We start from the raw sequence: 14,112 nt of genomic DNA, 5'->3' as shown, positions 1-14,112 counted from the left end.
TTCACGCGCTCGTGCCGCGTCCGACAATCGGCACCCAACGGGTGGAACCGCCGCGACCGGACGTGATCGCCGAGTACCGCGAAGGCGTCAGGCGCCTCCCACAGTGGTTCCCTGCCCGTGCCGTCATGCCAGATCAAGATCGAGTCGTTGAGCTCCGCGACCGGGTAGGAACGTACTCGTCTCGCCTTATTGGGCCGATCCTGGTACGGAATGTGGACGTTGCGTCCGGCGCCGTTCCACACCCAGCCGTGAAAAGGGCACTGGATGCCTTGTTCGACCACACAGCCACCGTGGGCCAGGCTCGCGCCAAGGTGTTGGCAGTGCGCGTCCAGCACCTTCACCACCCCGTTCAGCTGCCGGAATGCGACCAGATCCCGGCCGAAGTAATGCATCGGGACTACGTCGGCGATGGCGATGTCGGCACTCCAGGCGACCTGAAACCAACCGGTGGGCAGCATGCTCGGCAAGGTTTGCACGATCTGAACGCCCCTTCCCCGACTCCTGGCGGCAGCACTATCTCGAGGCTACCCGATTTTTGACACTTTTGTCTAAAAGGGCTGACCGACCAGGCGATGGCATGTCCACGCATCAGGACGTACAATCACATATCTTACTAAGTTAGTGATGTGCTAAGCGACGGATGTGAGGACAGATGGAGTGGGGTCTGCCATGGCCAGGATCCGCGCTAGCCACCCAGGCCGAGACCGCCGGGGCACAGGCGTTTTGCGCGGGTGAGTTCGCCGACCTGAACGCTTATATAACCGCGACTGAGATGGCCCTCGGTACCTCGCAGGCGAAGATCGGCCCGGGGATTGCATATGCATTCGCCCGGTCCCCGTTCGTGCACGCCGCTGCGGTCCGACATCTGTCCACACTCGCCCCGGGCAGGGTCTTTCTGGGACTTGGGTCGGGAACCTCAAGGATGAACAGGGACTGGTTCGGTGTCGACGCCACGCACCCCGCCCCCCGGATGGCCGAACTGATCCAGGTGATCAGGGCGTTCCTGCACGCCGAGAACGGCGAACGCGTCCGCTACGAGGGCCGCTTCTACACTGTTGACGCCGACATCCGTGCACCAGTGCTCGGCCGGCTGGACGTGCCTATTTTGATCGGCGCCTTCAACAAGATGATGTTGCGGACGGTGGGTCGGTCTGCCGACGGCGTGCTGGGGCACGGCTTGTTCACCGATAGGTGGTGGACCGAGTTCGTCGAGCCCGAATTGGCCCGCGGCGCCGAATCAAGCGGACGTGACGCGGCCGAGCTACGCCGCTGGGGTTGGCTGATCACCGCGATCGACAACGACGACCCGGCCCGGGCAGTTCGGGACGCAAAGCTTCAGATCGCCTTCTACTTCACCGTGAAAACTTACGACTCACTGGTCGAACTGCACGGCTGGACCGACGAGGTCGCCCAGATCCGGTTGGCCTTCCGCAGCGGCCGGCCCGAAACGATCGCCGACCACGTCACGGACGATATGCTGTGGTCGATCGCGATCTGCGGCGACGACACACAGGCGCGCGAAATGCTTGCGACTCGCAAACGACTGCCCGACATGGCGTTTGCGTCACCGCCAAGCTTCCTGGTCGGACGCCGACGACGTGCCGGCTATGGCGCAGCCGCGGCCCGCGTTCTATCGCAGCTGCCCTGAGGCACGCCGCAGATGTCCCGGATCGGCGCCCTACATGGTGTACTGAGTAGTACATGTCGAGCTTCAGGAGGTCGCGATGCCCAAACGGGAACCACTCGCGCCGATGACCGCGTCAGAGAACAACGGTGCGGTGCGGTCGCCCAAGACGGCCGAAATCGTGGCGGACACGTTACGGCGGATGATCGTCGAGGGACAGCTCAAAGACGGCGACTTCCTGCCATACGAAGCCGAACTGATGGATCACTTCCAGGTCAGCCGGCCATCGCTGCGAGAAGCAGTGCGAGTCTTGGAGTCCGACCGCCTCGTGGAGGTGCGCCGCGGCTCACGCACCGGCGCCCGGGTTCGCGTCCCGGGCCCCGAGATCGTCGCGCGGCCGGCGGGCTTCCTGCTCGAGATGGCGGGGACGACGCTCGCGGACGTGATGACGGCAAGGATGGGTATTGAACCGTATGCGGCCCGACTGCTCGCAGAAGATGGCACGGCGGCGGCGCACCGCGAGTTACACGAACTCATCGAGGAAGTACCCCACGCGTGGGAGGCGGGCACGCTGGGCGCCGCCTCCACCGCATTGCACCGCCGACTGGTCGAGCTATCGGGCAACGCGACCCTGACCGTGATCGTCGGCATGCTGCACGAAATCTTCGAAAAGCACATGACCGCAGCATTTCTCAGCGTTCAGAACGTCGTGCCCAAGGCCCAGTACACCAAGCTGATGCGGTCATATCGGCGACTCGCCGACTTGGTGGCCGCTCGGGACGGCGCTGAGGCCGAGGCGCATTGGCGTCGACACATGGAGAACGCCAGCGCAGCGCTGCTCAAGGGCTACGAGAAGACGAAGGTCCGAGACATCATGCACTGAGTGGGCACCGCGCCCACCCTTAGTTGAAGGGCAGCTGATGCGTAAACCGCTCGACGGAGTTCGCGTGCTGGAGGTCGCCCAGTTCACCTTCGTTCCTTCGGCGGGCGCTGTGCTCGCCGACTGGGGCGCCGACGTGGTGAAGATCGAACATCCTGTCACCGGCGACGCCCAGCGCGGGTTGGTCAAGGTGTTGGGCGCCGCGGCGACGGTACCCGGATCGTCGTTCGCGCCGATCATGGAGGCGCCGAACCGCGGAAAGCGCAGTGTCGGGTTGGCCCTCGACAATTCCGAGGCGCGTCCTCTCATCGACGAGCTGATCCGGCGAAGTGATGTGTTCCTGACGAATTACCTGCCATCGTCGCGGAAGAAACTGTCCATCGACGTTGACGACGTCCGCCGCGTCAACCCCGACATTATTTATGTCGTCGGCAACGGCTTCGGGTCCAACGGGCCTGACCGCGATGCCGGAGCCTACGATGCGACGGCGTTCTGGGCCCGCGGCGGCAGCGCCGACGGCCTCACGTCGCCCGATGCCGAACACACCCCGTTCATGCCCGCCGGGGCTTACGGAGACAATATCGGCGGGATCACCATTGCCGGAGGCGTGGCGGCGGCCCTGTTCGGCAGACAGGCCACCGGTGAACCATCGGTGCTCGACGTCTCACTGCTTGCCGTCGGCGCGTGGGCAACCCAATTCAGCGTGAACATGGCCATGCTGATGGGCGGTCCACTGCCCAAGGTAGAGCGCCGAACTCAAGCGCCGGGCAACCCGCTCACCGGCGCCTACAAGACGGCTGACGGAAGGTTCGTTCAGTTATCGATGCTGCAGCCGACGCGATATTGGCCAGAATTCTGCCAGTTGATGGGTCTGCACGATCTCGCCGAAGATCCGCGGTTCACAACGATCGAGGAGATGGCCGAGCACAGCGAAACTGCGCAACGAATCGTTCAGGAAGTGATCGGCAGTTTGACCTTCGCAGAGTGCCAAGACCTATTACGCAAGGGCAGAGGGCAATGGGCCCCGGTGCAGGACGCCTGGGAAATAGCCAATGACGAAGCACTGACCGCCAACGGTCGCATCGCCGAAATCGTCGATGCCGAAGGTCATCCGCAGAAGTTGGTTGCCAGCCCGGTGCGGTTCGACGACGCTCCGGCAAGCCTGGCCAGGGCGCCGCAATTCGCGGAGCACACCGACGCAGTACTGCGCGACCTAGGCATCGACGACGACCGTCTCATTGAACTCAAGGTTGCGGGCGCGATCACGTAATCTCTGCGCTGCCAACGCCGTTGATCCGCTGCGCTGTCACTGCTCGGCGAAGTAACCCTCCTGGGTTGCGACACACACTAATTCGCCGGAGCGGTTGTACAGGGTCCCGGTGGCCAAACCGCGGCGGCCCACAACACTGGGCGAGAACTGGTCGAAGAGTAGCCAATCAGTAAAATCGGCAACACGGTGAAACCAGATGGTGTGGTCGACCAACGCCGAGAGCCGAGGCCCCATTGGTGTGGTGCGCATCGTCGTCATCGCACACTCGAGCAGGGTCAGCGCGCTGAGGTAGGCCACCACACAACTATTTACCATCGGATCGTCGGAGACCGCGCCGTTGGCGTGAAGCCAGATCCGCAGTCGCGGCGGCGGCGTATCGCAGAGGTCAAGGGCGACCCGCGGCGGTGCGTCGAGATATCGCATGGTGAATGGACGTTGCTGCGGCCGCCAGTCGCCGAATTCCTCGGCGTAGGGCGTCAATAGATCCTCGAGTCCACGGACAGCGTCCGGCCCAGGCACGTCCGGCATTCTTCGTTGCCAGTCGACATCGTCGGCAATGACTGTGAACGAGGTGAGCGCCTCGAAGAGGACGACACCCGCCTGGCTCACGGTGACCCGACGCGAGGAGATCGTGCCGCCGTCACGTAGCGGGGTCACGTCATACTGGATCGGCTGCCGTGCGTCACCACGCCGCAGAAAGTACATGTGCATGCTGTGCGGCAGGCGCCCGGGTGTCGTCCGGCCGGCCGCCATCAACGCCTGAGCGGCGACCTGGCTTCCGATGATGTGGTGGTTGGGAGTGTCGGGTTGAGTGCCCACGAACGACGCGTCATCGATCTGCTGCAGGACCAGCAGACTCAGCACGTCCTCGAGCGTCGAGATCATGTAGGCAAGCTAAGCACGCCGCCGCCGGCCGCTCCCAGCGGCACGGCAGTTCGCGACGGACCGTTCTTGCCGCGGAAAGCCAGTGATTCCAAAGGAAAAGCTATTCATGCAAATTCGTAGGGTGCGAACGACATCGCGGGGCTGAGCCAACGCATCGCATGTGCATCCGCTCCTAAGATCAAAACCATTGTAGTGCAGCTCATCCGAGGGCCATGTCACGGTTGATGACCCAGTCAGACCCGCAGATGATATCTGCCTGTGTCATCGCGGCCTCAAACTGGGTCGAATGAGGAAATCAGCCAACGGTTTTCGACCTTGTCCATCGTCACCCGGACGGTAGATGCGGTGTCGGTAGGTGCATCGTTGCCAACGGTCACAGTCTGGTTGACATACACCAGCGCGACCGCGTGGTTTGGGTTTGCCGATACCGAGGCAGCGGCGGGGACGGTGGCGATCGCAGAGATATGGTCTTTCTTGGAGCCCGGTATCACCACGTCATGAACCAACTGAGTGTAGGAGTCCTTGAACTTCCCGGTCAGCCGATCGCGGGCGGCGCCGAGATTCTTTTCGACGTTGTCGGGTTGGTAGGAAAGTATCGCAACGGTGGATTCCTTGGCCGCTGCAACCGACTCCATGTCGGCGGTCCCGGAGCCGCGGTTCCACGCGTCTTGCCACTTGAGGAAGCCGGTGGCCGCCGCGATCAGCAAAGCCAGTATAGGCAGCACCCCGAAGACCAGCAGTCGCGACCAGTTGATCCGGCGCTTACGCGGCTGGGATTCAATGTCTTTGGGATCTTCCGTTTCAGGATCGTCGCCGGATGCGTCCTCCGGTTCGGCAACGTCCTCGATATCGGCCGTGTTCGTGCCGTCTCCGGCTTCGTCGGCTTCGTCTGTCTCAGTATCGATTTGCTGAGTGGTCTGCTCATCGACCTGCGCTTGGTCCTGCTCTACGGCGGAATCGGATGTAACCGGCACTGCGATGGTTCCTTCTCTGGTTCTTGGGCTTAGTCGTCGGCGCTGGCCAGGGTGCGGCCCCGTCATGGTACGAACGCGACGTTGGAGACTTTCAGCTCGTCTCCGACCTTCTGCACGATGATTCGCATCCGCCAGTGTCGCGGGCCCTGTTCGGCCGCACCGAGATTCGAGGTCTTGACGGACACCGCGACCAGCACTTGGGCTTCATTGCCTGTTTGCGACTCCAGACCCGCCTCGGTAATGGTCCCGACCGATTTCGACTGTGCTTTCTTGACGACGTCGATGAAGGGCTTGGATCGATGAGAGAAGTCGTCGTAGAAAGTGCCCGTCGCTGAGTCGAGGATGCGCTGGACGTCGGCATCGGCGTGCTGCCAGTCGATTGTCGTCAGGTTCAGCGCGCCTTGCCTGCCGATGCGAACTAGCAATTCGCGCTGTTGTTGGGCCTGGTGTGACTGATATGTCTGATATCCGAACCAGCCCCCGAGCGCGGCCAATCCGATCACCGCGACCAACCCGAAGGCTGTCGCCAATCGCGTAGGCGAGATTGGTTTCTTCGCCGGCGCAGCGGGTTCGGCATCCGGTTCGGCAGCGTCATCAACCGAGGCGTCGTAATCCTCGACCTCGTCGGCCTGCTCCTCCACTACGGGGTTGTCCGAAGCGGGCGCCTCAGCGATCGTCTCATCAGCAGTGACCGCTTCCGATGAACCCTCGTCTGAGGGACCGGCCGATGGGAACGTTGCCGCCGCCGGGTCCGACTCGCTCAATTTCTCTTGGGTGGCATCAGCATGCTTTGCCATGTTTGCCCTTTCTTAGTACCGCCGGCTAGGTCGGTCTGGGTGTACATCCGGCCGTCTGGCCCCATATACATGCCCGTGGCGGGATCGTATTGAACGGCCGCTATCGGCAGTGGTGGCGGCCCCGGCGGCGATGGTGGAGGGACCTGTCCAGGCGGCTCCTCCCCCGGCCTGAACTGCGGTATGCCTTGCCCGGAGTACGTCGCGTTCGGATCACCCTTCCAGTTGAAACCCTCGTTGAGCGGAACGTAGGTTTGGTCGCTTTCGCACAACTTGACGGTCGGCGCGCGTTTGCCGGGGCGCGTCTCGCAGGGCAAGTTATGGGCACCGCGCACGTTGAGCATCGAGTCCTGCGGCACGCGGCAATAGATGTCCCCGTTAGGGGAGTCCGGATAGTCCTCATAGCTGGCAGCGCGTTGCTGCTGGATGGGCAGGAATCCGGTGGTGCACGGGGGTGGCCAGTTGAGGTTCAGATTGAAGCTCAGGAACGCACCGTTGTAAGCCTGCTTGGTGTTTTTGTTGGCCACACCGGTCGCTTGGATGTCGGCTGTCCCCTGGGGCAACTCGACCAATAAGGATTCGAGGTTGTCCCGGTAGGTGACGCCTACCTGCCCGACACTGACCAGGTTGGCCAGCACGATCGGCAGCGTGGGGTTGAGCCGGTCGAACAACTGCCGGGCCTCGGCGGCCGCCGGGCCGCCCTCTCGTATTAGGCCTGCGACCGAGGAGTCGTTATCGCGCAGCTCGGAAGTGATCGTCGCCAGATGGGCGGCCCACCCTTGGACCGCATCTGCTGACTGGGTCTGGCTGTCCAGCAACGGCTTTGACCCATCGATCAAATTGACAAGCGCATCGAGGTGCTGGCGGCTGTCGGTCGCCAACTTCGACGTTCCGCTGATCAGCCGGGAAAGCTCCGGGCCGAGTCCGCCCACGGCGGTATACGACTCGTCCACCACCGTCTTGAGGTTGTCACGCGGGATCACGGCAAGGCCGCGGTTGGTGGCTGCCAGCAGCGAATTGATGTCTGGTGGAACATAACTGCGGTCGATCGGTATCACGTCACCGTTCTTCAGCGACGGTCCCTGCCCACCACGTGGCAGCAGCTCGACGTATTGCTCGCCGACCGCCGAGACACTGTGTACCTGCGCATTCAGGTCGGCAGGAATGTGGACATCAGAATTGAGCTGAAGCACGGCCTCGGCGCCGGTCGCGGTCAGCTGTACCTCTTGCACGCGACCCACCTCGACGCCTCGGTAGGTGACGTTGCCGCCTGGGTAAAGCCCGCCGGCCTGAGGCAGCTCCACAGTGACCGTGTAGCGATCGACCCCGAAGAACACCGTCGGAATCTGCATGTAGTTGAAGAACATGAGCGAGGCTGCGCTCAGGCTGATCACGGTGAAAACAGCCAGCTGGATCTTGATGCGCCGGGTCAGATGCAGCATCTCAGCGCCCCTGATCGAAATGGTAGGGGACGACCAAGGGGTTACCAGGGTTGTACTGGCTGCCTGCGGTGCAGGGGCTGGGCATTTGCCCGATGGTGCGGCCCCACTGCAACTCAAGCTCGGTCAGATTGCACTCGAACCGGGTGCCCGTGAAGAACCCCGCGTCGAGCCGACTCAGCGTCAAGTCGATGACCGCCGTCAAGTTCGCGTAGTCGCCGCGCACCCAGTTGCTGAGTGTCGATGCGGGAAACGGGAATGTTCCGAGGAAGCCCAACGAGCGGGTCAGCGCCGGACCGGCGTCGGCCAGCGATTGCAGCACGGGGCCAAGGTCTTTCAATTCCTTGATCAGGTTTTCCTTGGTCTTGTTAACCGAGTCGGCGGCGAGCGCGCTCAACTTGCCGACTTGGTCCAGGGCATTAGAGAGGTTCTCTCGCTGGTCCTTGAGCACCGTCAACGCTTGCGGAATGGTCTTTAGTGCCTTGTCGATAATCGGTTTCTGATCGGCGAATTGACCGACAAGATTGTTGAAGTGGTCCGTTGCGGCGATGATGTCGCTTTTTTGGTCGTTGAGGTAGCCGACAAACGTATCGAGTTGATTCAGCAGGTTTCGCAGATCTTGTTCGCGCCCACTGAAAGCAGTACTCAGAGTCTTGGTGATGTCTTGAATCTGACCCAGGCCACCGCCGTTGAGTAGCAGTGACACGGCCGCCAGTGTCCGCTCGGTGGACGGATAGGCGCCGGCCGACGACAGCGGAATCAACGAACCGTTTTTCAGCTTGCCCTGCGCGGCTACCCCGACGGGAGGCGCCAGTTCGACATGCACCGAACCGAGTAAGCTCGTTTGACCGAGGGTAGCGGTCGCATTGGCGGGCAGGTCGACATCGCGGTCGATCGTCATGGTGACCAGTGCATTCCAACCCTGAAGTTCTATGTCGGTAACGTTGCCGACCGTCACATCGTTGACCCGGACCCGCGAATTCTGTTGCAGATTCTGCACATCGGGCATCTGCGCTCGGATGGTATACGCGCCAGGACCGCCGCCTTTGGTCCCCGGCAAACTGATTGAGTTCAGACCTCGAAACCCGCAACCGGACAGTGTTGTAAGCGTCACCGCTGCCAGTAGCGCCGTCATCGCGCGACGCCAAAGTGGTGATCGGTTCATTGTGCACCTCCGGACGGCACCATCATTCCGCGTAAACCGTCGGCCGGGTTCGTTGGCGCCGCCTGCGTAGGCGGCGGTGCGTCGGCTGCCGGTGGCGGTGCGTCGGCTGCCGGCGGCGGGGTGTCGGCCGGGGCCGGCCCAGCGGCCGGCGGTGCCGAGTCGCCCTGCGTTGGCGGGGAGTCAGGGTGCGGCGGAACATAATCCGGTCGCAACCAGTCCTCGCTATAGGTGATTTCGTTGGGGCGCGCTGCCGCCCCGACGAAGAGGTTCTCACCTAACGGCGGAAAATTCACTTGGCGGTTTTTGATAATCGGCGCCAAATACTGCACACATAACTTGGCGGATTCTTTGGCACCGAGACGTGATGCGGCTTCAACTGCCCCACAAAGGAATTGGATTGTGTTGGCGAAGTTGTTGAAGGCCAGCGCACCGGTCAACGTCCCTTGTGCGGGTTGATAGATGTTGAGGAAGTTCTGAAAGGCCGTTGGGGCGGTATGCAGCAGTTGCTTGACATCGCCGAGGCTGTCGTTCACGGCTTGAGTCACTGACGCCAGTTTGTCCGTCGTCGTACCCAGCGCTTCCCGGTTCTCGGCGACAAAGCCTCGGACGTCGCCAACTACGTCGTTGAGGTTGCGGACAGCATTCGCAACCTCGTTGGGGTCGTTGGCGAGCAGACCTGTGACCGCCGCAAGGTTCTGATTCAGATGTTGGAGTAGGTCGCTGCTGTCGTGCAACGCGGAGACCAGAACGGACAGGTTTTTCACGGTGCTGAACAGGTCACTGCTATGGTCGCCGAGCGCTGAAATCGCCTGCGAGAGTTCGATGACAGTGTTACGGATGTCTGGACCCTGGCCCCGCAGGTTGTCGGCCGCGGTGTTGATGAACTCCCCCAAGGTGCTGGTTCCACCCGGCGCAGTCGGCTGCAGCACCTGCGTCAGCCTCTCCAGCTGCTGGCGGAAGTCGTCGTATTCCACCGGTACCGCGGTACGTTGCTGCGGGATCACCGCATGGTCAGCCAGCACCGGGCCGCCCGTATAGGCGGGGGTCAACTGAATGGACCGGGGCGTCACCAGCGAGGGCGACAGGATGGCCGCTTTGACGTCCGCGGGCACCTTATATCTGTCGTTGAACCAGAAGGTGATTCGCACATGATCGGGTTGGGGTTCGATTTTTTCGATCTTGCCGACCGGCACGCCGAGAACAACGACGCTGTCACCGTTGTATAGGCCGGTGCTGTTGGCGAAGTATCCGACGACGGTGGTGCGACCGACCCCCGCGGCCGACCGTACCACGGTGACGATTCCGCCGAGCAGCACCGCTATCAGAGCGATGGCCACACCGATCCTCGCACTGCGGGTATTCAACGTAACCCACCCCCTTCGCCTGGCTGCGCTGGCCCCGGCAACGGTGCTGACTGTCCCGCGCCCTGGCCCGGCAGCGCGGGTGGTCCTGGCGGCGGCCCACCGGGGGGCGGCGCGGGCAGCGGCTCCCGGTAGGGATAACAGCCGGGACCCGACGACGCTGCGCCCGGACCACAAGGATGGTCGCCCGGATTGCCGGTGATGGCGTCGGGCAGCGTCATCCGCGGTGGTCCGCCCTGGCCGGTCCGCGGGAACGGCATCGGCAGCGGCGGTGTCGCGGGCTGGCCAACCTGAGGGTCTGCACGTTGACTGGGCAGCAACACATTCGGGTCCAGGCCGAGGTCGGAGAACGCCGCATCAATGAACGGCTGCACAAACTGTCCGGGGAAAAGGTTGACGACGTAGGCCTTGAAAAAGGGCCCGGAAGAGACCGATTCACCCAGACCCAGAGCGTACTTATTGAGCCCGACGAGCGCCTTCTGTACGTTCTCCTTGCGTTTGTCGACGATCTCCAGCACACCGTTGAGCTTGTCGAGAGCTGGTTTCAGCGTGTCGCGGTTCTCGGCGATGAAACCTTTGAGTTGGCGGGCCAGCGCAGCAAGGTTGTTGGAAATCTGGTCCAGCGCGCTGCTTTGGCTTCTCAGTTGCGCCAAAAGTGAGTTGGTGTCGCGGACGAGCTTGGCCACTTCGTCGCTGCGCTCGGCTAGCACCGTGGTCGCCTTGTTGGCGTTACTCAGCAGGGTCCGCAACTGGCCGTCTCGTTCATCCAGGGTGCGCGAGAAGCGCGCCACCCCCTGCACCGCGGCCTTCAGGTCGGGTGGGGTATCAGCGAAGGTGTTGCCCAGTACCGAAAGCGATTTCGACAGCTGGTCGGTGTTGAGACCGCTGATCGTCGCGGTGAGGTCACCGAGCGCGTCAGGCAGCTGATAGGCCGACGTGGTCCGCTCCAGCGGGATCGGTCCGCTCAGCTGACCCTCACCACGAGGGCTGACCTCGAGGACTTTGCTACCCAGCACGGTCCGTAATTTGATCGCTGCCTCCGTGCGCTCACCGAGACGGACATTGCTGGCGACGGTGAACTTGACCAGCACGCGAGGTCCATCCAACTCGACGCTGTCGACCTGCCCGACCCGGAAACCCGATATCTGCACGTGGTTGCCGCTCCCCAGGCCGCCCGCTTCGGCGAAATATGCCGAATACGTTCTGTCGCTATGGAAGAACGGAAGCTTGTCGTAGTTCAGGGAGAGCAACATGAGGGTGAAGACCACGCCCAGCCCGATGGCACCGATGAGGAACGGATTGCGTTCGGAGAACGTTTTCATCGCGGCGTGCACCTGCCGCTGGCCTGGCCGGCCACCTTGACATACACCGGCTGGCCGCCCTTGCCGTTGACCTTCAGCACGATGTCACACAGGTAGAAGCTGAAGAAATCTCCATATAAGCCTTGCCTGTTCAGTATCTTGAACGCGTCGGGCCAGTTGTCGAGGTACTTTTCCAGCCAGTCGTGGTCAGCCAGCACGGTCGCTGCCGTCCGATCCGCCTCGTGCACAATCTTTTTCACCGGCGGCCGGGCTTGGGCCAGCAGATCGCTGATCGACCCAGTGGCGGCGTTCGCGTACGCCACGCCGTTGCTGATGTCCTGCTTGCGAGCCTCAAGCCCTGCCACCAGTTCGGACAGCGAGTCGACGGCACGCGCGAACTGGCCGCTTTGGCCGCCGAGCGAACCGAGCACGGTGTTCAAGTTGACAATGACCTGGCCGATCAGCTGGTCGCGGTCTGCCAAAGTGTTAGTCAGGGCGGCAGCCTGGGTGAGAAACGAGCCAATCGTGCCGCCCTGACCTTGGAAGGCCGCGATGAGTTGCCCGGTCAGCTTGTTGACCTGGTCTGGGTCCAGTGCGCGGAACAGTGGCCGGAAACCGCCTATCAACGCGTCCAGATCAAGCGCTGGTTCGGTACGAGCCAAGGGGATGGTCCCGCCCGGACTGAGTCGCCTGATATTGCCCGCCCCCTCTTCTAGTGCCACGTACCTGCCGCCCGTGAGGTCGGCGAAACGGATGGCGGCCCTGGTTCCCTCGGTGAGCACCACCCTGTCCGCCGCAGTGAATTCGACGAGGACCGTGGAGTCAGGCTCGATGGTGATGTTCTTGACTTTGCCCACCTCGACACCGGCGATCCGGACGAAGTTCCCACCCTCCAACCCCGACACGTTCGCAAACTGCGCTTTGTAGGTCTTCTCAGACTGGAAGCGCAGCTGCCCGAAAACGGCGACCAGCGTGCACATGCCCAGGACAGAGACGACGACGTAGATGGCGAGGCGCCACAGTGTTCCGGTTAGGTTCTCTTTCATGCCTGCGCTCCCCTAACTCTTCTCAAGGCGGCGGCAGTCATGGCCCCGGGACATATGGTGGCGGTGGCAGCGGGTCGCACACCTGGGTGACGACGCCGCAGGTCGGTTGGACCACTCCCGGCGCTGACGGTACGAAGGGCTCAGACCCCGCCGGTAGCGGGCCGGCTTCTCGCGGTCGTCCCGGCGGAGGCGCGGGTGGCAGACCCGGGTACAGCGGTGTTCCGTCCGGCGCGTACTGCGGCGCTCCGTACGGTGGCGCACCGGGGTACGGAATCGGACCAGGCGCCGCCCCGCCCGGATGGCGAAGGCTGGGTGGCTGCGGCGTTCCACGGGTGACCGGGAGGTAGTCGACGTATCCGGGGAAGCCGATGCCGGGGTTGGGTCGCATGTCGAGGCCGCCCCCCCACCCGGTGTTGGTGACGAGATAGCGCTGCGGGAAGTTCTTGGAGACATCAGGTAGCGATCCGCAACCAGGCTGTCCCCCGGGGCCGCCTTTGGCCCCGTTGATCGGGAGGTTATCGGGGAATCGGTACGCGTCGTCACCCAGCAGCAAGGCGACGTCGAGGGTGACCGAATACCCGTTGTGGCCGCCCGACACGTCAGAGAAAAATTCGGAGTCATACTTGGCGCCGACCAGCGTGCAGGTCAGTTCGGGGTTGTACTTCATCAGCAGCCGAGTGGTCGACTCGAGCAAGTTGACGCCGTGCACGAGGTTGTCCTTGTTCGGGCCGATCAAATTGATTCCACTCTGAGAAAGCCCGACGACGTTGAGCAGCAGCGAGTCCAGGGCCCGAGCATTCTTGCTGACGGTGGCGCTGGTGGAGCTGGCCGCGTCGAGCACCGTAACGATGTCGTGTGCGGCCGCGCTGTAAGTGTCGCTGAACCCTTGGAGTGCGCGAAAGTCGGCACGGATCGTCTCGCTGCGAGGATTGATCGCCCCCAGGACTTCGTTGAAGTCACTGGTGGCCTGACCGAGGGCTGCACCTTTCCCGCGAAACCCGTCGCCCAGCGCGGTGAGCACGGCGTTCAGCTTGGGGGTGTCGACCTGATTGAGCACCGCGACAAGGTTCTGGAACACGGTGTTGACCTCGGTGGTCACGTTGCGTGACCGCACGACAGCGCCCGACGCCAGCCGTTTGGGGCTCGGCCTTTCAGGGATCTGAAGATCGACGTATTTGCCCCCGAACGCCGTGGTGGCGGTGATCTGAGCGGTGACGTTGGCCGGGATGTATTTGAGCTGCTCGGGGTAGAGCTCCAGGCGCAGCGTCACGGGATCACCTGAATGAATCGAGGTAACCCGGCCAACCTGAACACCGCGCAACTTCACCTTGGCGCCGGGTTCCATGATGAGACCCGAGCGATCGGAGGTGAGG

13 protein-coding genes are annotated in these 14,112 nt (G+C 62.8%); 3 read left to right on the top strand and 10 right to left on the bottom strand.

The genetic code is table 11. The features are described 5' to 3' along the window. A partial coding sequence (locus VFW69_RS07245) for a Rieske (2Fe-2S) protein (protein WP_526499632.1) occupies positions 1–458 on the bottom strand: 458 nt, incomplete at its 3' end. Positions 459–652: 194 nt separating this feature from the next. Here VFW69_RS07245 and VFW69_RS07240 point away from each other — a divergent pair. The 3 genes from VFW69_RS07240 to VFW69_RS07230 all read left to right on the top strand — a co-directional run bounded on the left by VFW69_RS07240 (position 653) and on the right by VFW69_RS07230 (position 3,774). After that, positions 653–1,648, top strand: coding sequence for an LLM class flavin-dependent oxidoreductase (locus VFW69_RS07240; RefSeq protein WP_526499628.1), 996 nt, complete (start codon positions 653–655; stop codon positions 1,646–1,648). Positions 1,649–1,724: 76 nt separating this feature from the next. Further along, positions 1,725–2,507, top strand: a complete 783-nt coding sequence (locus tag VFW69_RS07235; protein WP_526499626.1) for a FadR/GntR family transcriptional regulator — start codon at positions 1,725–1,727, stop codon at positions 2,505–2,507. A gap of 37 nt (positions 2,508–2,544) precedes the next feature. Further along, a complete protein-coding gene (locus tag VFW69_RS07230; RefSeq protein ID WP_526499624.1) occupies positions 2,545–3,774 on the top strand; it encodes a CaiB/BaiF CoA transferase family protein in 1,230 nt (409 codons plus the stop codon). A gap of 36 nt (positions 3,775–3,810) precedes the next feature. Here the strand turns inward: VFW69_RS07230 and VFW69_RS07225 are convergent, their stop codons facing one another. The 9 genes from VFW69_RS07225 to VFW69_RS07185 form a co-directional block, all read right to left on the bottom strand. Then, positions 3,811–4,659 (bottom strand): acyl-CoA thioesterase, encoded by an 849-nt coding sequence (locus VFW69_RS07225; protein ID WP_526499622.1) that lies wholly within the window; start codon positions 4,657–4,659, stop codon positions 3,811–3,813. Positions 4,660–4,931: 272 nt separating this feature from the next. Then, complete coding sequence (locus VFW69_RS07220) at positions 4,932–5,633, bottom strand: Rv1363c family protein (RefSeq protein WP_526499630.1); 702 nt, start codon at positions 5,631–5,633, stop codon at positions 4,932–4,934. A 62-nt stretch (positions 5,634–5,695) separates the two neighbouring features. Then, positions 5,696–6,430, bottom strand: coding sequence for an Rv1363c family protein (locus tag VFW69_RS07215; protein ID WP_526499620.1), 735 nt, complete (start codon positions 6,428–6,430; stop codon positions 5,696–5,698). After that, entirely contained in the window at positions 6,394–7,869 is a 1,476-nt protein-coding gene (locus VFW69_RS07210; protein ID WP_526499618.1) for an MCE family protein, read from the bottom strand. The genes VFW69_RS07215 and VFW69_RS07210 overlap by 37 nt, the downstream gene beginning before the upstream one ends. Before the next feature lies 1 nt (position 7,870). Continuing rightward, positions 7,871–9,001, bottom strand: a complete 1,131-nt coding sequence (locus VFW69_RS07205) for an MCE family protein (RefSeq protein ID WP_526499616.1) — start codon at positions 8,999–9,001, stop codon at positions 7,871–7,873. A 26-nt stretch (positions 9,002–9,027) separates the two neighbouring features. Further along, positions 9,028–10,368: a virulence factor Mce family protein gene (locus VFW69_RS07200; protein WP_526499614.1), complete on the bottom strand. Its 1,341-nt coding sequence runs from the start codon at positions 10,366–10,368 to the stop codon at positions 9,028–9,030. Between the two features lie 23 nt (positions 10,369–10,391). Beyond that, entirely contained in the window at positions 10,392–11,714 is a 1,323-nt protein-coding gene (locus VFW69_RS07195) for an MCE family protein (protein ID WP_526499612.1), read from the bottom strand. After that, positions 11,711–12,739 (bottom strand): MCE family protein, encoded by a 1,029-nt coding sequence (locus tag VFW69_RS07190; RefSeq protein ID WP_526499610.1) that lies wholly within the window; start codon positions 12,737–12,739, stop codon positions 11,711–11,713. The genes VFW69_RS07195 and VFW69_RS07190 overlap by 4 nt, the downstream gene beginning before the upstream one ends. Positions 12,740–12,776: 37 nt before the next feature. After that, positions 12,777–14,112, bottom strand: a 1,336-nt coding sequence (locus VFW69_RS07185; RefSeq protein ID WP_526499608.1) for an MCE family protein, incomplete at its 5' end; no start/stop codon positions are given.

The organism is Mycobacterium sp. (assembly GCF_036273375.1).
GTDB lineage: Bacteria > Actinomycetota > Actinomycetes > Mycobacteriales > Mycobacteriaceae > Mycobacterium.
This window is presented reverse-complemented; position numbering and strand designations above follow the sequence as displayed.

Excerpts from the sequence above, each read along its gene's own strand:
- VFW69_RS07240 (WP_526499628.1), top strand. The coding sequence starts at position 653 with ATGGAGTGGGGTCTGCCATGGCCAGGATCCGCGCTAGCCACCCAGGCC.
- VFW69_RS07235 (WP_526499626.1), top strand. The coding sequence starts at position 1,725 with ATGCCCAAACGGGAACCACTCGCGCCGATGACCGCGTCAGAGAACAAC.
- VFW69_RS07230 (WP_526499624.1), top strand. The coding sequence starts at position 2,545 with ATGCGTAAACCGCTCGACGGAGTTCGCGTGCTGGAGGTCGCCCAGTTC.
- VFW69_RS07225 (WP_526499622.1), bottom strand. The coding sequence starts at position 4,659 with ATGATCTCGACGCTCGAGGACGTGCTGAGTCTGCTGGTCCTGCAGCAG.
- VFW69_RS07215 (WP_526499620.1), bottom strand. The coding sequence starts at position 6,430 with ATGGCAAAGCATGCTGATGCCACCCAAGAGAAATTGAGCGAGTCGGAC.
- VFW69_RS07210 (WP_526499618.1), bottom strand. The coding sequence starts at position 7,869 with ATGCTGCATCTGACCCGGCGCATCAAGATCCAGCTGGCTGTTTTCACC.
- VFW69_RS07205 (WP_526499616.1), bottom strand. The coding sequence starts at position 9,001 with ATGACGGCGCTACTGGCAGCGGTGACGCTTACAACACTGTCCGGTTGC.
- VFW69_RS07195 (WP_526499612.1), bottom strand. The coding sequence starts at position 11,714 with ATGAAAACGTTCTCCGAACGCAATCCGTTCCTCATCGGTGCCATCGGG.
- VFW69_RS07190 (WP_526499610.1), bottom strand. The coding sequence starts at position 12,739 with ATGAAAGAGAACCTAACCGGAACACTGTGGCGCCTCGCCATCTACGTC.